Raw genomic sequence first — 16,711 nt, forward strand, 5'->3', positions numbered from 1 at the left:
GTTAATGTCCGTCTATAGCACTTTCCGTGCTTTCGCTCTTTCCGCCCGCACTGACGATCACCTGCTGCCCGCCGGACACGTCATGATACTCGCTCTGACGACTGACTAAGGAGCGGGCGATGGCCGTTAATGATGTGGGATTCACCCATGTAGCGTTTGAAGTGCAGGACTTACAAAAGAGTATCGATTTCTACCAGCGTTATGCCGGTATGCAGGTGGTACATCAGCGTCAGCCGGGGGTGCCAGAAGCACAAGCGGTTGCCTGGCTTTCGGACCTCTCCCGGCCATTTGCGCTGGTGCTGGTGCAGACGGCTGTCAGAAGAGATACGCCACTTGGTCCCTTTGGCCATCTGGGTGTGGCCTGCGCTACGCACGAAGAGATTGACCTTAAAGTGGTGATGGCTCAGGAAGAAGGGGTCCTGCGTAAAGCCCCGGTTGCCTCCCCCTCTCCTGTGGGATACTGGGCGTTCTTTGCGGATCCGGATGGCAATACGCTGGAGCTGTCATACGGCCAGCAGGTCGGGCTTCAGGCGATGATAGCCCGCGACATATAGTGGATAAATGTTAATTAACAGGCTAATTATTAGCCTGTTAACACAATGACATCGCCCTTTACAGTCTGAAGAGAAGCCTGACAAAAGCGCCATAATCTACGTCCTGCTTACATGTTATAAACAAATTATTAACATAACTTGTTTACCTTTAAGACAGGACTCCCTCCTATGTTTAACTGGACTTCCACCCAGCGCAACGTGGCGTTCGCCAGTTTTAGCAGCTGGACGCTGGATGCATTTGACTTCTTTATTCTGGTCTTTGTGCTCAGCGATATTGCGGCGAACTTTCATGTCAGTATTACCGAAGTGTCACTGGCGATTATGCTGACGCTGGCCGTGCGGCCTGTGGGGGCGCTACTGTTCGGCCGTCTGGCGGAAAAGTATGGTCGCCGGCCGATCCTGATGCTCAATATCATTGCGTTCACGGTCTTTGAACTGCTCTCCGCCTGGTCACCCTCGCTGACGTGGTTTCTGGTATTCCGCGTGGTTTATGGCGTGGCGATGGGCGGCGTATGGGGTGTGGCATCATCGCTGGCGATGGAAACCATTCCCGATCGTTCTCGTGGGCTGATGTCCGGCGTGTTTCAGGCGGGTTATCCCTGCGGGTACTTGCTGGCATCGATCGTCTTTGGATTGTGCTACGGCCTGGTGGGCTGGCGCGGCATGTTTTTGATTGGCGCACTGCCGATTCTGCTGCTGCCGTTTATCTATTTTAAGGTGCCGGAGTCGCCGGTGTGGCTGGCTGCCCGTGAGCGTAAAGAGACGGTGGCGTTGCTGCCGGTGCTGAAAAGTCACTGGAAGCTGTGCATTTATCTGGTGTTGCTGATGGCCTGCTTTAATTTTTTCAGCCACGGCACGCAGGATCTCTACCCGACCTACCTGAAAGTGCAGCACGGTTTTGATCCCCACACGGTCAGCATTATTGCCATCTTCTACAATATTGCGGCGATCCTCGGTGGCATCTTCTTTGGTTCACTGTCGGAGAAAATTGGCCGTAAGAAAGCGATTATGATCGCGGCCTTCCTTGCGCTGCCTGTGCTGCCATTGTGGGCATTCTCCAGCGGTTCCTGGATGGTGGGTATCGGCGCATTTCTGATGCAGTTTATGGTGCAGGGCGCGTGGGGTGTGGTGCCGGGTTGGTTAACCGAACTGGTGCCAGCCAGCGCACGCGCGGTGTTGCCAGGATTTGTTTATCAATTGGGTAATCTGGTGGCGTCGGTCAATGCCACGCTGCAATCGAAGATTGCCGTGGCTAACGGTAATCACTATGGGATGGCAATGGCCATTGTTGCCGGAACGGTGGCGGTGTTGATCTGCCTGATTGTGGCGTTTGGCCGCGAAACGCGCGGGGTTAAGATTTCCGACAGCGCTTAGGGGCAAGGCAATCCCTGCCCCTGGCACTTACAGAGCGGGGGGCTGGCAGACATCCACCCATTTGGCATCGGTCAGCTGTGCCATATATTCCGGTGCGATACGCACTGCACTGTGGATAGCGCCTGCGGCGGGCAGGACTTCCTGATATTCCCTGAGCGAGATATCGCAATACACCGTCAGCGGATTTTCCAGACCAAACGGGCAGACGCCGCCCACCGGGTGTCCGGTCCAGCTCACCACTTCATCGGTGTTCAGCATCCGGGCTTTGGCACCCAGCGCTTCTTTGAGTTTGCGGTTATCCAGCCGGGCGTCGCCACGGGTCACAATCAATACCACGCGGTCTTTCACTTTGAGTGACAGGGTTTTCGCAATCTGCCCCGGTTCAACCCGATGGGCGGCAGCGGCGAGGGCGACGGTGGCGGTGCTTTCTGACAGTTCAATGATGTCAATTTCGGGTGCGCGATCGGCAAAAAACTGCCGTACTGACTCCAGACTCATGCTTATCTCCTGCTTTTTAAGCAGATAAAATTGCCATATTGTCAGCGGTCTGTAAAACGGAAAATCAGCTATTCGCCCTGAGAGAATAAACTAAGATATTAATCATTAAAAAACTTAATTCGCGACAATACCTTAATTCAAGGCTGGTTTGCGGGCGTTTGTATTAAAAAAAAGGTTAAGTTTTTAAAATGAATTGGCCCGAAAAAAGGCCGTTTTCATTTTTTAAACAACATCGGCGGGCTGGTTAAGCGGTTTTTTTACCATATCCATATGAGAGAGAATGGTATTACGGCCCTGGTTTTTTGCCAGATATAACGCGCGGTCAGCATTGGCCAGAGCATTGTCAAAGTCATCTTCAACCAGAGGGGCGATCCCGGCGCTAATGGTGACATGCGTCGCCACACGATCATTAAAACGATGAGGAATTTCCAGGTCCAGTACATACTGGCGAATACGCTCTGCCAGCTTCATGGCAATCGACTCATTAACATTCGTCAATAATACCAGGAACTCCTCACCGCCGTAGCGCGTGACGATATCGCGCGACCGAACGGCATCGCGGATAGCCACCGAAACGCGTGCCAGTGCCTGGTCGCCCATCGCATGGCCATAGTTGTCGTTATAAGCTTTGAAATGATCAATATCCAGCAGCAGGACGAAGTGGCTACCGGCATGATTATCGAGAATATTCTCCAGACGATTCTTCAGTCCGCGTCGGTTATACAGTCCGGTGAGCGGGTCCAGCATGCTCAGGTCACTGTAGGTCTCTTTCTCTTGATACAGCTGGCTGACAAGGCGCCGGGTAAAGATATCGCGCCGCCGCTGCATCAGGTGGTGCAGGGTGAAACCAAACAACGGCAGGAAGATGGTAAAAAGGATAACCAATGTATTTTGGCCGTGATCCAGCACCAGCACCGTCACCGACGCCGGAAGGGTATGCAGGCAGAAGGCGAACAGGTGATCGCCCAGCGCAATCGCACTGATAAAGAATACGCTGACCAGAGCGACCAGCAGATAGCTGCCATCAAAATAAAAGCTCTGGTGAAACTTCGATACAATTTGCCACGCCCAAAGTAATCCTGTCAGCAGTGCGGCAATATTTAATAGTGGAAATTGACCTAAAGGTTTTAAAACCATCCATATGAGTAACGTAATGCTCAATATTATGATGGCTGCAGATGGCACCGTGGCCATTGGAGCGGCAAGGCTATTAACATTAAACAGACAAAAGATGGCGGTAGCTGTGTTTAAAAAAAGAAATAGCATCAGCGATAGCCGATGCTTGCTGTGAAGCAATTCATCGTAGCTTTGTAATTTCATTGTAGTTACTCGTGACTGCCCTGAAATATCAAAGTGCTGGCACGCGGACGTGAATGATATCTCGTAATTGGAATAGTTTGGAGCCGTTATTATTAGATTTTTCTGAATAGTGATCGCTGCCAATTTACCACTTAATCCTGGGGCTGTCATCCGCAGGGGCAAAGTTTCAACAATGTTGCTGCAAAGTGATAAAAACTATCATATGCTATTGGTAATCATTATCATTTAACATTATGTGGGGTTAGCGCGATGATCGGTAAAAGACTGGACAGTGGGTGGGGGGTACTGATTCCCTGCGCAATGATGCCGCTGGTGGCGCTGATGGAGCTGTCATTCAGTGAGTGGCGTATGCTGATGGTGGTGGCGTTTCTGGCAACCGTGGTGATGCTGTTTCACAAGCGTCTGCGTCACTATATGCTGCTGCCTTCCTGCATCGCACTGGCTGGCGGTCTGGCGGCGATTTCGGTGAATTTTACGACGATCTGAAAATGAGGATAATTCGGGCTGATAAACGAATAGCTGGGAGTGTTTTTGGCGTCAGAAGGTGTTCTATTGTGTTGGGAATGAAGGCGATATCATGGGAGTCACTGCAGAGGGATTCAACATGGTGCGAAGAGAGGGACTTGAACCCTCACGTCCGTTAAGACACTAACACCTGAAGCTAGCGCGTCTACCAATTCCGCCACCTTCGCGTCCTGTTGAACTATCTATTCATATCACCGCATTTGGTGCGAAGAGAGGGACTTGAACCCTCACGTCCGTTAAGACACTAACACCTGAAGCTAGCGCGTCTACCAATTCCGCCACCTTCGCGCAGATGCTGCGTAATATGAACAACGTGGTTTTTGGTGCGAAGAGAGGGACTTGAACCCTCACGTCCGTTAAGACACTAACACCTGAAGCTAGCGCGTCTACCAATTCCGCCACCTTCGCATACCCGCAACATAACAACGTTATATCGCAACCACGGAGGCGCATTCTAGAGATTTTACGAGGTACGTCAACAGTTATTTCTTATTGTTGAAACAATAGCCTGGAAAACCAACGAAAGTGGGTCAGGCATGCCTGACCCCTACGGATCCCTGGCTGATATCGTAGGGGCGAGGCACGCCTCGCCCGTTGCTATCATCCGGCACGCCACGGAGGGTTATTTCTTCGGAGGACGGCTTTTCACGGCGCGGTAAACCTTGAAGCGCCCGTTCTGCAACAGCACTTCGTGGCTGCCGAAGGTTTCGTCCAGCACCTGCGGGTAAGGCAGGAAGGCGTTTGCCACGATCCTAAGCTCACCACCGGTGTTGAGGTGAGTGATCGCCCCGCGGATCAGCGTCTGTGCAGCATCCAGACTGGTCTGCACGCCGTCATGGAACGGTGGGTTGGAGAGGATCATGTCAAAGCGGCCCGGGATGTCGGAGTAGACATTACTGGCGAACACTTCACCTTCCAGCTGGTTCGCCGCCAGCGTGGCTTTACTGGCTTCAATCGCCGCCGCATTTACGTCGGTCAGCGTCAGGCGCACTTTCGGCGAGTGGCTGGCGAGCAGGGCAGCAATCACGCCCGCGCCGCAGCCCATATCCAGCACTTTGCCTTTGGTGTGCGGCTTAAGCGTGGAGAGCAGCAGCTGGCTGCCAATATCCAGCGCATCGCGGCTGAACACGCCCGGTAGCGTTTTAATGGTGAGATCGCCGAGCGGGTATTCATCCCAGAAGCTGTCAACGTCGAAGGTGGGTTGCTTATTCAGGCGGCCATGATAGAGACCACAGCGGCGGGCGCTGTCGATCTTCGTCACTGTTGCCCAGCCTTCCAGCATCTGTTCTGCACTGCGCACGCCGCTGCGGTTTTCACCGATGACGAAAATATCGCAGCCCACAGGCAGTAGCGACAGCAGGTTCTGCAACTGGAACTGTGCTTCAGGTTTGTTCTTCGGCCAGTAATAGACCAGGGTATCGCAGTCGGCGGTCACCTCACCGGTGGCAACCAGGCCATAATGGGCGTTTTCCCCCAGGGCACGGCTGAGGATCTGCCAGTGATGGTATTGCTGGGTATGCACCCGGCTCAGCGCCGTTTCCAGCTGGGCGGGCAGGTCATCCTGCAGGTCACCAGCAAACAGCACGCGGCGTTCAGTAAACTCATCACTATGGCGCAGTATCACTTCACTGGCCGGGGTAAATGCGGACATCGATGGCTCCTTATAAATCAGAGCGGCGATTATAGTCGTTTGTTGGCGCAGTTTCGACGAATTTGCTAGCATGGCGACGCAATCAGGCGACCAGACAGGAAAAAAAGATGTCTTCCAGACGTGACTGGTTATTACAGCAAATGGGCATAACGCAGTATACGCTGCGGCGTCCGCGTGCCTTGCAGGGGGAAATTGCGGTGACCTTGCCCGCAGAGACCCGCCTGGTGATTGTGGCAGAAACGCCCCCAGCGCTGAACGATCCGTTAGTGATGGACGTGCTGCGCGCACTGAACCTGCACGAGCCGCAGGTGCAGATATTCACCCCTGACCAGCTGATGATGCTGCCCGATAACGCCCGCTGTAACAGCTGGCGTTTAGGACTCGATGCCCCGGTGCCCCTTGCCGGAACTCAACTGGCTTCGCCCTTGCTGGCGGAGCTTTATCACAATGCCGACGCCAAACGGGCGCTCTGGCTGCAGATTTGCCAACATGAATCAGATTTCTTTACTCACCACGAACGATCTTGAACAGGCGTTTGCCATTGAGCAGCGCAGCCACGCTTTTCCCTGGTCTGAAAAAACCTTCTCCAGCAATCAGGGCGAGCGTTACCTGAACTTCCGGCTGGCGGTGGACGGCGTGCTGGCCGCGTTTGCCATCACGCAGGTGGTGCTGGATGAAGCCACGCTGTTTAACCTGGCGGTTGATCCGGCGTTTCAGCGCCGTGGCCTTGGCCGCCAGCTGTTACAGCATCTGATTAGTGAGCTGGAACAGCGCGGCGTGCTGACGCTGTGGCTGGAAGTGCGCGCGTCTAACACGGCGGCTATTGCGCTTTACGAGCAGCTGGATTTCAATGAAGTCTCGATACGCCGCAACTATTATCCGACGGTAGACGGTAAAGAAGACGCCATCATGATGGCTTTAACTATTTAACTGGGAACCTGACCGATGCTAAAAGACTGGGACTGGATTTTATTCGACGCAGACGAGACGTTATTTCACTTCGATGCGTTTGCCGGTTTGCAGCGTCTGTTTCAGCAGTACGATGTGCAGTTTAACCGTGCCGATTACGATGATTATCAGGCGATTAATAAGCCGCTGTGGGTGGATTACCAGAATGGGGCGATCAGCGCCTTGCAGTTACAGCATCAGCGTTTCGAGAGCTGGGCCGCAAAGCTGGATGTTAACGCTCAGGAGCTGAACAGTGGCTTTTTGAGCGCAATGGCCGAGATTTGTACGCCGCTGGCCGGTGCTGTCGACCTGCTGAATGCGCTGAAGGGCCGGGTGAAAATGGGCATTATCACCAATGGTTTTACCGCGTTACAACAGGCGCGTCTGGAACGTACCGGCTTCCTGGGCGTGTTCGATCTGCTGGTGATTTCTGAGCAGGTGGGATATGCCAAACCGCATCCGGCGATTTTTGACTATGCGCTCACCCAGATGGGCAATCCGCCGCGTGAGCGGGTGCTGATGGTGGGGGATAACCCGGATTCAGATATTCTGGGCGGGATTAATGCAGGCCTGGCGACCTGCTGGCTGAATGCCGACGGCCGCGCCCAACCAGAAGGGATCAACCCGACCTGGCAGGTGACGTCGCTGAAGGAACTTCAGGATAAATTAGTTTAACGGGCGGACCGGAAAAGAAGGTCCGCGCCTACACGTAGGTGCCGATCATTTTTTTCGATCGGCCCGTTTATTTTACAGCCCCAGCTTCTCGAAATCTGACGCGTCGTGACGTTCAGGCAACTGCTCTTCCGGCGCGCCCCAGGTGCGGTTAACGATGCGGCCGCGTTTGACGGCCGGGCGCTGTGCTACTTCGGTGGTCCAGCGCACCAGGTTTTTGTAGGAGGCCGCATCAATAAACTCGGCGGCTTCATACATCAAACCCTGCACCAGCGCGCCATACCACGGCCAGATGGCGATATCAGCAATGCTGTATTCGTCTCCGGCAATGTAGCGATGCTGCGCCAGTTGCTTATCCAGCAGATCGAGCTGACGCTTGGCCTCCATGGTGAAGCGGTCAATGGCGTATTCAATTTTGACCGGGGCATAGTGGTAGAAATGCCCGAAGCCGCCACCCAGATAAGGCGCCGCGCCCTGTAGCCAGAATAACCAGTTCAGCACTTCGGTACGTCCCGCTACCTCCTTCGGCAGGAAATGCCCGAATTTCTCCGCCAGATACAGCAGGATCGCACCGGATTCAAACACGCGGGTGCCCGGAACCGTGGTGGTATCGAGCAGCGCTGGGATTTTCGAATTCGGGTTAACCGCAACAAAACCCGAGGTGAACTGCTCACTCTCACCGATGCGGATCAGATGCGCGTCATACTCCGCGCCCTGCACGTTCAGCGCCAGCAACTCTTCCAGCAGGATCGTCACTTTCTGGCCGTTCGGCGTGCCCATAGAGTAGAGCTGCAACGGGTGTTTCCCGACGGGCAGGCTGGCTTCAGAACGTGCGCCAGCGGTCGGACGGTTGATGCTGCCCCAGGTGCCACCCAGACCTTTATTTTCGCTCCAGACTTTTGCTGGCTGATAGTCGTTATTACTCATAGCCGTAATGGTCCTTTCTCATGGTAACGGGATCGCGATGGTCTGAAAGTATGGACCATGCAGGTTAATGCGACTCACATATAGCATTCTCTGTCACCGCAGGTTTATCCTCAACGAGCACTTTTTATCAAAAGGTGAGGGAGAATGGCGACATCCGACAACGTGCATTCTGAGCTGGATGGGCTGATCACCACCCCGGATGGACGGCGCTGTTGTGCCTGGCAGGCGGCAATGCCTGACTATCACGACAACGAGTGGGGCAGGCCAGTGGTGAGCGACCGCCTGCTGTTTGAAAAAGTCTGTCTGGAGAGTTTTCACTCCGGCATGTCGTGGCAGATGATTTATCACAAGCGCGAAAACTTTCGCCGTGCGTTCGATGGCTTCGATTTCTCTCGCGTGGCGCAGTATGACGAGCAGGATGTGACGCGACTGATGGCCGATAAAAGTATTGTTCGCAACCGCGCCAAGATCCTCTCCGCGATTAACAACGCCCGCTGTGCAGAGAAACTGGTGACCGAAGCCGGGTCACTGGCAGCCTGGTTCTGGCAGTTTGAACCGACAGCCGCCGATCGCCCACAGCGCATTGACCTGCATTACTGGCAAACGCAAAACACCTCACCTGAAGCGATCGCGATGTCGAAAGCCCTGAAAAAACGTGGCTGGACGTGGGTGGGACCGGTGACCACATACTCGCTGATGCAGGCGCTGGGGCTGGTGAACGATCACCTTGAGGGCTGCTGCTGCCGGGCCGCGTGCGAAGCCGAACGGGCGGCATTGCATCGGCCACGCTGAAGGACGCTGAGCCAGCGGGCACGCTTTCGGTTGAATAAGCGCCGGTCAGTCATTGTGTATGACGCCGGGATAGGCGAAAATGCCGACCATTATTGATTAATCGGCTGTGAAAACCGTCGCACGCGCTCTGCCGTGCACTGGCACAGCGCCAAACCAGAAGAAGCTTCATGTCAAATGCACCGTTTATGCAAGAGGTGGCTCGTCGCCGCACTTTTGCCATCATTTCTCACCCGGATGCGGGTAAAACCACCATCACTGAAAAAGTGCTGCTGTTCGGACAGGCTATTCAGACCGCCGGTACGGTAAAAGGCCGTGGCTCTAACCAGCATGCAAAATCTGACTGGATGGAGATGGAAAAACAGCGTGGGATCTCGATCACCACCTCGGTGATGCAGTTCCCTTACCGTGGTAGCCTGGTCAACCTGCTGGATACCCCAGGGCACGAAGACTTCTCCGAAGATACCTATCGTACGCTGACGGCGGTTGACTGCTGTCTGATGGTGATTGACACCGCGAAAGGCGTTGAAGATCGTACCCGTAAGCTGATGGAAGTCACGCGTCTGCGCGATACGCCAATCCTGACGTTTATGAACAAACTTGACCGTGACATCCGCGACCCGATGGAAGTGATGGACGAAGTTGAGAGCGAGCTGAAAATCGCCTGTGCGCCGATCACCTGGCCCATCGGCTGCGGCAAACTGTTCAAGGGCGTTTACCACCTGTACAAAAATGAAGTCTACCTCTATCAGAGCGGTAAGGGTCATACCATTCAGGAAGTGCGCATCGTCAAAGGGCTGGATAACCCGGAACTTGACGCGGCGATTGGTGAAGACCTGGCGGCGCAGCTGCGCGATGAGCTGGAGCTGGTGCAGGGCGCTTCCCATGAGTTCGACCGCGATGCTTTCCTTGCGGGTAAACTCAGCCCGGTATTCTTTGGTACGGCGCTGGGTAACTTCGGCGTTGACCATATGCTGGATGGGCTGGTGGAGTGGGCGCCATCACCGATGCCGCGCAACACCGATGTGCGCACTGTAACCGCCACCGACGAGAAATTTACCGGCTTTGTGTTTAAGATCCAGGCCAACATGGACCCGAAACACCGTGACCGCGTGGCCTTTATGCGCGTGGTGTCCGGTAAATATGAAAAAGGCATGAAACTGCGTCAGGTTCGTACCGGGAAAGATGTGGTGATTGCCGATGCGCTGACCTTTATGGCCGGTGACCGTTCGCACGTTGAAGAAGCGTATCCGGGCGATATTATCGGTCTGCATAACCACGGCACCATCCAGATTGGTGACACCTTTACCCAGGGTGAGAACATGAAGTTCACCGGTATTCCGAACTTCGCCCCGGAACTGTTCCGCCGTATTCGTCTGCGCGACCCGCTGAAGCAGAAACAGCTGCTGAAAGGGCTGGTACAGCTGTCAGAAGAGGGCGCCGTGCAGGTGTTCCGCCCGGTACACAACAACGATCTGATCGTGGGTGCGGTGGGTGTGCTGCAGTTCGATGTGGTGGTTTCGCGTCTGAAAAGCGAATACAACGTGGAAGCGATCTACGAAGCGATCAACGTCTCTACCGCCCGCTGGGTGGAGTGCAGTGATGCGAAGAAGTTCGATGAATTCCAGCGTAAGAATGAGGTCAACCTGGCGCTTGATGGCGGTGACAACCTCACTTATATCGCACCGACCATGGTGAACCTGAATATTACCCAGGAACGTTATCCTGACGTGGTGTTCCGCAAAACCCGCGAGCATTAATCCCGCCTGGGCGGACCTTTTTCCCGGTCCGCCCAGCATAACAAGTTACAGACTCCTCCTAAAACCTCTCTTTTTTGCTGCTTTATCCATCAAATCAACCATCATCCCCGGTGAAGTCCTCATTACCGACTACATTCATGTCTACAGGACGAAAAAATACGCGGCGCGATGGCTGCAACGTTCAATGGCAAAAGCACGAATTGCCGACAACTACAGTCACGCCGTTTGTGACTGAAAAGCTCACCGTTGTGAGTGCTAAAAGACAAAAGGATCGAATCGATGATGAAGACTAAGATGACAAAAACCCTGATGGCGTTAGTGGTAGGTTCTGCTCTGGTAAGTGGTTCTGCTCTGGCAGAAGGTACTTTGATGAATAAAACAGAGGCTACTGCGGATAGCGCGGGTTCGAAAATCGATAGTTCTATGAAAAAAGTCGGTGGGTACATGGATGACAGCGGCGTTACCGCCAAGGTAAAAGCCGCGCTGGTGGATAACGATGCGATTAAAAGTACCGATATCTCCGTTGAAACGCACAGTGGTGTGGTGACGTTAAACGGTTTCGTGACCTCGCAGGAGCAGGCTGAACTGGCCGTTGCCGCTGCGAAGAAAGTGGAAGGCGTGAAATCCGTTAGCGACAAACTGCACGTAAAAGACAGCACAAAACAGACAGTTAGCGGTTATGCCGGTGACGCAGCAACGACCAGCGAAATTAAAGCTAAACTATTAGCAGATGACATCGTTCCGTCGCGCAATGTGAAAGTGGAAACCACCAATGGTGTCGTACAGCTTTCCGGTGTGGTGAAAACCCAGGCTCAGTCTGAACGGGCTGAACGCATTGCCAAAGCGATTGAAGGTGTTAAGAGCGTTAAAAACGATTTGACTGTTAAATCGTAATGAACCAGCGGCCCTGGTTTTCCGGGGCCGTTAGTAGATTCACCTGCAAAGAACAAACATTCCATCCTGCCTGGCAGGAGACGTGAATGATAAAAATGAGTTCGATTTCACTACTGGTAAGGAGAGACATATGTTTCGATGGGGTATTATTTTTCTGATCATTGCGCTGATTGCCGCAGTCCTGGGCTTTGGTAATTTAGTTGGTGCGGCTACTGGTGCGGCTAAGATTGTGTTTTTCGTCGGTATTGTGATTTTCCTTGTCAGCCTCTTTACCGGACGTAAAAAATTTTAGTCCTTTGCCTGAGTCGCTGATTAAGCAATAAGCGCCTCACGCACCTGACCGAGAACAGGTATCCTCGCTTTCTTTAACATGAGAGGATACCTGGCTTGGGCACTCGCATTCCGATAACCCTTGGCAATATTGAGCCACTGGCGTTAACACCCTTCCGGCCGGGTAAACTTGCCCTGGTATGTGAAGGCGGTGGGCAGCGCGGTATCTTTACCGCCGGTGTGCTGGATGCCTTCCAGCAGGCTCGCTTTAATCCCTTTGATCTGATGCTCGGCACCTCTGCCGGTGCGCAAAATCTGTCGGCCTTCGTCTGCGCCCAGCCGGGCTACGCTCGCCGCGTCATCACCCGTTACACCACCCGTAAACAGTTCTTCGATCCGCTGCGTTTTGTCCGTGGGGGGCACTTGATCGATCTCGACTGGTTGATCGATATTACCCGTCAGGAATTTCCACTGGCCGTGGATGCCGGGGAGAAGCTATTCTCCAGCGGGCGGGAATTCTATATGTGCGCCTGCCGCAGCGACGACTACACGCCGGATTACTTTTCACCAACCGCTGATACCTGGCATGACATTATTAAAGCCTCCAGCGCCATTCCGGGTTTTTACCGGCCGGGTGTTGATCTCTCCGGCGTCAGCTATCTTGATGGCGGCATCCGCGATGCCATTCCGGTGCGCGAAGCCGCACGGCGCGGCGCGGAAACCATTGTGGTGATCCGCACGGTGCCTTCGCAGATGACCTATACTCCTCAGTGGCTGAAACGCGTAGAACGCTGGCTGAGTGAGGGGGCGCTGCAACCGCTGATCAACATTTTGCAGGTGCATGAAGAGAGCTATCGCGAGATCCAGCGCTTTATCGACAACCCGCCGGATCGGCTGCGCATTATTGAAATCTACCCACCGCGCCCGCTGGCCAGCAACGCGCTCGGCAGCCGGATTACGTCGCTGAATCAGGATTACCACCTTGGCCGTCGTTGCGGGCGTTATTTTCTTGCCACGCTCGGTCAGTGGCTCAACGATGGCAACCGTCTGACCCGGCGTCCGGTAGTGCCGACGGTGCGCGTTGCCAATGCACCGCATCGCCAGGGGATTACGCCCGCACCGTTGCCGGGCAATGATGAAGATTTTGATAAAGGATCGCTGGCATGACGCTGCGCTTTGTAGACACCCACTGCCATTTTGATTTTCCGCCGTTTGTCGGTGATGAACTGGCCAGCCTGCAACAAGCCGCTGCCGCAGGCGTGGAGCGCATTATTGCTGTTGGCGTTTCTGCTGCGCGCTTTGACGGCGTGATCGCGCTGGCTGAACAACATGATGCGGTTTACGCCGCGCTCGGCGTGCATCCGATGGCCATTGCCGAACATCAGCCTGAGGATCTGCACGCGCTTGAGCAGCATCTGCAACGGCGGCACCCGAAGCTGGTGGCGATTGGGGAAATGGGTCTCGATCTCTACATCGACAATCCGCAGTTCGACCGACAGCAGGCGCTGCTGGAGGCGCAGCTGCGCCTGGCGCGTGATTACGACCTGCCGGTGATCCTGCATTCACGCCGCACCCATGACAAGCTGGCAATGCACCTGCGCCGTGCCAGGCTGCCGCGCTGCGGTGTGGTTCATGGTTTTGCGGGCAGCGAACAGCAGGCGCTGGCGTTTATCCGCGCGGGTTATGCGATTGGCGTGGGCGGCACCATCACCTATGAGCGCGCCAGTAAAACCCGCCAGACGCTTTCCCGGCTGCCGCTGACCTCGCTGCTGCTGGAAACTGACTCACCTGACATGCCATTACAGGGATTTCAGGGGCAACCCAACCGCCCGGAGCGGGTCAGGGAAGTCTGGGAAACGCTGTGCGCACTCAGACCCGAATCCCCGCAACATATTGCTGATACTCTGCGAGAAAACACCCGCACGCTGTTTGGCGTGTGAGCTGACTATACTTTTATCTTCTATCTTCCAATCATGACGAAAAACGGAATGTTATAATTATAACATTTCTTTATGGCGCGGTGATCGGCGTTACTGGCCTTCATCGCCTTGTTCGGTGTGATCAATGTCAAATTTCTTGCGATAATGATGAAACAAGAATCCTTTTATTGTGAAATCACCCGCAAAATAGTCTAATGCTGACTGTTATAATTTTAACATTACAGGGCGTCGCGGGTTGTGAATATGTCGACCCCGCCCTCACAAAACCTGTCTGGAGAGAATGATGTCCGATGTAAAAACTCAGGCGCTGCGTGCGCTGCAACTGATGGATTTAACCACGCTGAATGAGGACGATACTGACGCGAAAGTGATCGTGTTATGTCATCAGGCAAAATCCCCTGGCGGTAACACGGCAGCCATCTGCATCTATCCGCGTTTTATTCCGATTGCCCGCAAGACGCTGCGTGAGCAGGGGACCCCGGATATTCGCATCGCCACGGTAACCAACTTCCCGCACGGCAACGATGATATTGATATTGCGCTGGCGGAAACCCGTGCGGCGATTGCCTACGGTGCGGATGAAGTGGACGTGGTCTTCCCGTACCGCGCACTGATTGCGGGTAATGAAACGGTCGGCTTTGAGCTGGTAAAAGCCTGTAAAAAGGCGTGTTCAGACGCCAACGTGTTGTTAAAAGTGATTATTGAAACGGGTGAGCTGAAAGAAGAAGCGCTGATCCGTAAAGCCTCCGAAATTGCGATTGATGCGGGCGCTGACTTTATTAAAACCTCGACGGGGAAAGTGCCGGTTAACGCCACCCCGGACGTTGCGGAAATCATGATGCGTGTTATCGCCGAAAAAGACGTGAAGCAGCAGGTTGGCTTCAAACCTGCCGGTGGCGTGCGCACCGCCGATGACGCGGCACTGTATCTGAAACTGGCGGATGACATTCTTGGCAGCGACTGGGCCGATGCCCGCCATTTCCGTTTTGGCGCATCCAGCCTGCTGGCCAGTCTGCTGAATGCCGCAGGTTTTTCTGGCGCAACCAGTGACAGCAAATACTAACAGGCTATTTTGTTTGCCATTTTGAATCCGGGCAGTGCTCGCATTCCTCACGTACTCAAGTACGCTGCGGTTGCTCTGCGCTGGCCGAATCCAAACTGGCTGCACCAATAACGCCTGTTTGGAATGTGAACTTTTATTTTGGGGGTGACCGTGTTTCTGCCACAAGAAATTATTCGAAAAAAACGTGATGGGCAGGCATTAAGCGAAGAAGAGATCCGCTTTTTTATCAATGGTGTGCGTGATAACACGGTCTCTGAAGGGCAAATTGCTGCGCTGGCAATGACGATCTATTTCCATGATATGTCGTTGCCTGAACGCGTGGCGCTGACGATGGCCATGCGTGACTCCGGTTCGGTGCTGAACTGGAAAGCGCTGAATCTCAATGGCCCGGTAGTGGATAAGCACTCCACCGGGGGCGTTGGCGACGTGACCTCCCTGATGCTCGGACCGATGGTCGCGGCCTGCGGCGGCTATGTGCCGATGATCTCGGGTCGTGGCCTCGGCCATACGGGCGGTACGCTGGATAAGCTTGAGGCGATCCCTGGGTTTGATATATTCCCGCAGGACGATCGTTTCCGTCAGATCATTAAAGATGTCGGTGTGGCGATCATCGGCCAGACCAACTCGCTGGCACCGGCAGACAAACGTTTCTATGCCACACGCGATATTACCGCGACGGTGGATTCGATCCCGCTGATTACAGCATCGATCCTCGCCAAAAAGCTGGCAGAAGGCCTGGATGCGCTGGTGATGGATGTGAAAGTGGGTTCCGGTGCGTTTATGCCGACCTTTGAAAAATCCGAAGCACTGGCGCAGGCGATTGTTGGCGTGGCGAATGGCGCAGGATGCAAGACCACCGCGCTGCTGACGGACATGAATCAGGTGCTGGCGTCCAGCGCGGGCAATGCGCTGGAAGTGCGCGAAGCGGTGCAGTTCCTGACCGGCGTGTACCGTAATCCGCGCCTGCTGGAAGTGACGATGGCGCTGTGCAGCGAGATGCTGCTCTCCGGCGGCCTGGCAACCTCAGCGGATGACGCGCGCAGCAAGCTTCAGGCCGTGCTGGACAATGGCCGTGCGGCGGAGATATTTGCCCGCATGGTGGCCGCACAGAAAGGGCCGACAGACTTTATTGAACGGATGGACAGCTACCTGCCCGCGCCGATGCTGAGCAAAGCGGTGTATGCCGACCGGCCTGGCATCGTCAGCGCAATGGACACGCGTGCACTTGGTATGGCGGTCGTCTCCATGGGCGGTGGCCGGCGTCGTGCCAGCGACAGCATTGACTACAGTGTCGGTTTCAGCGATGTGGCGCAACTGGGTGATGCGGTGGACGGTCAGCGTCCGCTGGCAGTGATCCATGCGTCTGATGAAGCCAGCTGGCAGGAAGCGGCCAGCGCGGTAAAACGCGCCGTTGCCGTCGGGGATGCCGCACCGGCTCCAACGCCAGTTATTTATCGCAGAATATCCTGAGAAGGAGTATTCTGTTCTGATCGCATTTTTTTAACGCTCATCGCGACTATCGCGCA

The 16,711-nt window shown here is 54.5% G+C and carries 18 protein-coding genes and 3 tRNA genes; 14 read left to right on the top strand and 7 right to left on the bottom strand.

All coding sequences use genetic code 11. From position 1 onward, the window contains the following. The first annotated feature begins 119 nt into the window (after nt 1-119). Together ACFL9S_RS21515 and ACFL9S_RS21520 are read left to right on the top strand one after the other, a co-directional pair. Entirely contained in the window at nt 120-554 is a 435-nt protein-coding gene (locus ACFL9S_RS21515; RefSeq protein ID WP_405263907.1) for a VOC family protein, read from the top strand. A 168-nt stretch (nt 555-722) separates the two neighbouring features. Next, entirely contained in the window at nt 723-1,928 is a 1,206-nt protein-coding gene (locus ACFL9S_RS21520) for an MFS transporter (RefSeq protein ID WP_405263908.1), read from the top strand. Nucleotides 1,929-1,955: 27 nt separating this feature from the next. Here ACFL9S_RS21520 and ACFL9S_RS21525 read toward each other — a convergent pair whose 3' ends face one another. Together ACFL9S_RS21525 and ACFL9S_RS21530 are read right to left on the bottom strand one after the other, a co-directional pair. After that, nucleotides 1,956-2,426 carry a YbaK/EbsC family protein gene (locus ACFL9S_RS21525; RefSeq protein WP_405263909.1) on the bottom strand — a complete coding sequence of 157 codons (471 nt, stop codon included), beginning with the start codon at nt 2,424-2,426 and terminating at the stop codon, nt 1,956-1,958. A 222-nt stretch (nt 2,427-2,648) separates the two neighbouring features. After that, nucleotides 2,649-3,746, bottom strand: coding sequence for a GGDEF domain-containing protein (locus ACFL9S_RS21530; protein ID WP_405263971.1), 1,098 nt, complete (start codon nt 3,744-3,746; stop codon nt 2,649-2,651). A 249-nt stretch (nt 3,747-3,995) separates the two neighbouring features. Between ACFL9S_RS21530 and ACFL9S_RS21535 the strand changes: the two genes are divergently transcribed. Continuing rightward, nucleotides 3,996-4,232 carry a DUF1435 domain-containing protein gene (locus ACFL9S_RS21535; protein WP_405263910.1) on the top strand — a complete coding sequence of 79 codons (237 nt, stop codon included), beginning with the start codon at nt 3,996-3,998 and terminating at the stop codon, nt 4,230-4,232. Nucleotides 4,233-4,351: 119 nt separating this feature from the next. Here the strand turns inward: ACFL9S_RS21535 and ACFL9S_RS21540 are convergent. The 4 genes from ACFL9S_RS21540 to rsmC all read right to left on the bottom strand — a co-directional run bounded on the left by ACFL9S_RS21540 (nt 4,352) and on the right by rsmC (nt 5,922). Continuing rightward, a tRNA-Leu gene (locus ACFL9S_RS21540) sits at nt 4,352-4,438 on the bottom strand. 34 nt (nt 4,439-4,472) lie between these two features. Then, nucleotides 4,473-4,559 (bottom strand) — tRNA-Leu (locus ACFL9S_RS21545). 33 nt (nt 4,560-4,592) lie between these two features. Next, nucleotides 4,593-4,679, bottom strand: a tRNA-Leu gene (locus tag ACFL9S_RS21550). Between the two features lie 214 nt (nt 4,680-4,893). Further along, nucleotides 4,894-5,922: a 16S rRNA (guanine(1207)-N(2))-methyltransferase RsmC gene (gene rsmC / locus ACFL9S_RS21555; protein ID WP_405263911.1), complete on the bottom strand. Its 1,029-nt coding sequence runs from the start codon at nt 5,920-5,922 to the stop codon at nt 4,894-4,896. A gap of 107 nt (nt 5,923-6,029) precedes the next feature. Between rsmC and ACFL9S_RS21560 the strand changes: the two genes are divergently transcribed. The 3 genes from ACFL9S_RS21560 to yjjG are packed head-to-tail and all read left to right on the top strand — an operon-like array spanning nt 6,030 to nt 7,545. Next, nucleotides 6,030-6,449: a DNA polymerase III subunit psi gene (locus ACFL9S_RS21560; RefSeq protein ID WP_405263912.1), complete on the top strand. Its 420-nt coding sequence runs from the start codon at nt 6,030-6,032 to the stop codon at nt 6,447-6,449. Continuing rightward, a complete protein-coding gene (rimI, locus tag ACFL9S_RS21565) occupies nt 6,412-6,852 on the top strand; it encodes a ribosomal protein S18-alanine N-acetyltransferase (RefSeq protein ID WP_405263913.1) in 441 nt (146 codons plus the stop codon). The genes ACFL9S_RS21560 and rimI overlap by 38 nt, the downstream gene beginning before the upstream one ends. 15 nt (nt 6,853-6,867) lie before the next feature. Next, complete coding sequence (yjjG, locus tag ACFL9S_RS21570; RefSeq protein WP_405263914.1) at nt 6,868-7,545, top strand: pyrimidine 5'-nucleotidase; 678 nt, start codon at nt 6,868-6,870, stop codon at nt 7,543-7,545. A gap of 72 nt (nt 7,546-7,617) precedes the next feature. On the opposite strand, the gene yghU is transcribed toward yjjG, so the two are convergent. After that, entirely contained in the window at nt 7,618-8,469 is an 852-nt protein-coding gene (yghU, locus tag ACFL9S_RS21575) for a glutathione-dependent disulfide-bond oxidoreductase (protein ID WP_405263915.1), read from the bottom strand. Nucleotides 8,470-8,613: 144 nt separating this feature from the next. Between yghU and ACFL9S_RS21580 the strand changes: the two genes are divergently transcribed. The 8 genes from ACFL9S_RS21580 (at nt 8,614) to deoA (ending at nt 16,655) form a co-directional block, all read left to right on the top strand. Then, a complete protein-coding gene (locus ACFL9S_RS21580) occupies nt 8,614-9,261 on the top strand; it encodes a DNA-3-methyladenine glycosylase I (RefSeq protein ID WP_405263916.1) in 648 nt (215 codons plus the stop codon). Between the two features lie 167 nt (nt 9,262-9,428). Continuing rightward, nucleotides 9,429-11,018 carry a peptide chain release factor 3 gene (gene prfC, locus ACFL9S_RS21585; protein WP_405263917.1) on the top strand — a complete coding sequence of 530 codons (1,590 nt, stop codon included), beginning with the start codon at nt 9,429-9,431 and terminating at the stop codon, nt 11,016-11,018. Between the two features lie 279 nt (nt 11,019-11,297). Further along, a complete protein-coding gene (gene osmY / locus ACFL9S_RS21590) occupies nt 11,298-11,912 on the top strand; it encodes a molecular chaperone OsmY (protein WP_405263918.1) in 615 nt (204 codons plus the stop codon). Between the two features lie 130 nt (nt 11,913-12,042). Further along, entirely contained in the window at nt 12,043-12,204 is a 162-nt protein-coding gene (locus ACFL9S_RS21595) for a DUF1328 domain-containing protein (protein WP_405263972.1), read from the top strand. 95 nt (nt 12,205-12,299) lie between these two features. Further along, nucleotides 12,300-13,349 carry a patatin family protein gene (locus ACFL9S_RS21600; protein ID WP_405263919.1) on the top strand — a complete coding sequence of 350 codons (1,050 nt, stop codon included), beginning with the start codon at nt 12,300-12,302 and terminating at the stop codon, nt 13,347-13,349. Next, entirely contained in the window at nt 13,346-14,122 is a 777-nt protein-coding gene (locus ACFL9S_RS21605) for a TatD family hydrolase (RefSeq protein ID WP_405263920.1), read from the top strand. The genes ACFL9S_RS21600 and ACFL9S_RS21605 overlap by 4 nt, the downstream gene beginning before the upstream one ends. A 283-nt stretch (nt 14,123-14,405) precedes the next feature. Then, nucleotides 14,406-15,185, top strand: a complete 780-nt coding sequence (gene deoC, locus ACFL9S_RS21610; RefSeq protein ID WP_405263921.1) for a deoxyribose-phosphate aldolase — start codon at nt 14,406-14,408, stop codon at nt 15,183-15,185. Between the two features lie 150 nt (nt 15,186-15,335). After that, on the top strand, nt 15,336-16,655 hold the full coding sequence (gene deoA, locus ACFL9S_RS21615) for a thymidine phosphorylase (protein WP_405263922.1): 1,320 nt from the start codon (nt 15,336-15,338) through the stop codon (nt 16,653-16,655). Nucleotides 16,656-16,711: the final 56 nt, after the last annotated feature.

Source organism: Erwinia sp. AnSW2-5, assembly GCF_045107195.1.
Lineage (GTDB): Bacteria > Pseudomonadota > Gammaproteobacteria > Enterobacterales > Enterobacteriaceae > Erwinia.

Bases quoted from the DNA above. Each gene is read 5' to 3' on its own strand.
- ACFL9S_RS21515 (WP_405263907.1), top strand. From the start codon at position 120: ATGGCCGTTAATGATGTGGGATTCACCCATGTAGCGTTTGAAGTGCAG.
- ACFL9S_RS21520 (WP_405263908.1), top strand. From the start codon at position 723: ATGTTTAACTGGACTTCCACCCAGCGCAACGTGGCGTTCGCCAGTTTT.
- ACFL9S_RS21525 (WP_405263909.1), bottom strand. From the start codon at position 2,426: ATGAGTCTGGAGTCAGTACGGCAGTTTTTTGCCGATCGCGCACCCGAA.
- ACFL9S_RS21530 (WP_405263971.1), bottom strand. From the start codon at position 3,746: ATGAAATTACAAAGCTACGATGAATTGCTTCACAGCAAGCATCGGCTA.
- ACFL9S_RS21535 (WP_405263910.1), top strand. From the start codon at position 3,996: ATGATCGGTAAAAGACTGGACAGTGGGTGGGGGGTACTGATTCCCTGC.
- rsmC (WP_405263911.1), bottom strand. From the start codon at position 5,922: ATGTCCGCATTTACCCCGGCCAGTGAAGTGATACTGCGCCATAGTGAT.
- ACFL9S_RS21560 (WP_405263912.1), top strand. From the start codon at position 6,030: ATGTCTTCCAGACGTGACTGGTTATTACAGCAAATGGGCATAACGCAG.
- rimI (WP_405263913.1), top strand. From the start codon at position 6,412: ATGAATCAGATTTCTTTACTCACCACGAACGATCTTGAACAGGCGTTT.
- yjjG (WP_405263914.1), top strand. From the start codon at position 6,868: ATGCTAAAAGACTGGGACTGGATTTTATTCGACGCAGACGAGACGTTA.
- yghU (WP_405263915.1), bottom strand. From the start codon at position 8,469: ATGAGTAATAACGACTATCAGCCAGCAAAAGTCTGGAGCGAAAATAAA.
- ACFL9S_RS21580 (WP_405263916.1), top strand. From the start codon at position 8,614: ATGGCGACATCCGACAACGTGCATTCTGAGCTGGATGGGCTGATCACC.
- prfC (WP_405263917.1), top strand. From the start codon at position 9,429: ATGTCAAATGCACCGTTTATGCAAGAGGTGGCTCGTCGCCGCACTTTT.
- osmY (WP_405263918.1), top strand. From the start codon at position 11,298: ATGATGAAGACTAAGATGACAAAAACCCTGATGGCGTTAGTGGTAGGT.
- ACFL9S_RS21595 (WP_405263972.1), top strand. From the start codon at position 12,043: ATGTTTCGATGGGGTATTATTTTTCTGATCATTGCGCTGATTGCCGCA.
- ACFL9S_RS21605 (WP_405263920.1), top strand. From the start codon at position 13,346: ATGACGCTGCGCTTTGTAGACACCCACTGCCATTTTGATTTTCCGCCG.
- deoC (WP_405263921.1), top strand. From the start codon at position 14,406: ATGTCCGATGTAAAAACTCAGGCGCTGCGTGCGCTGCAACTGATGGAT.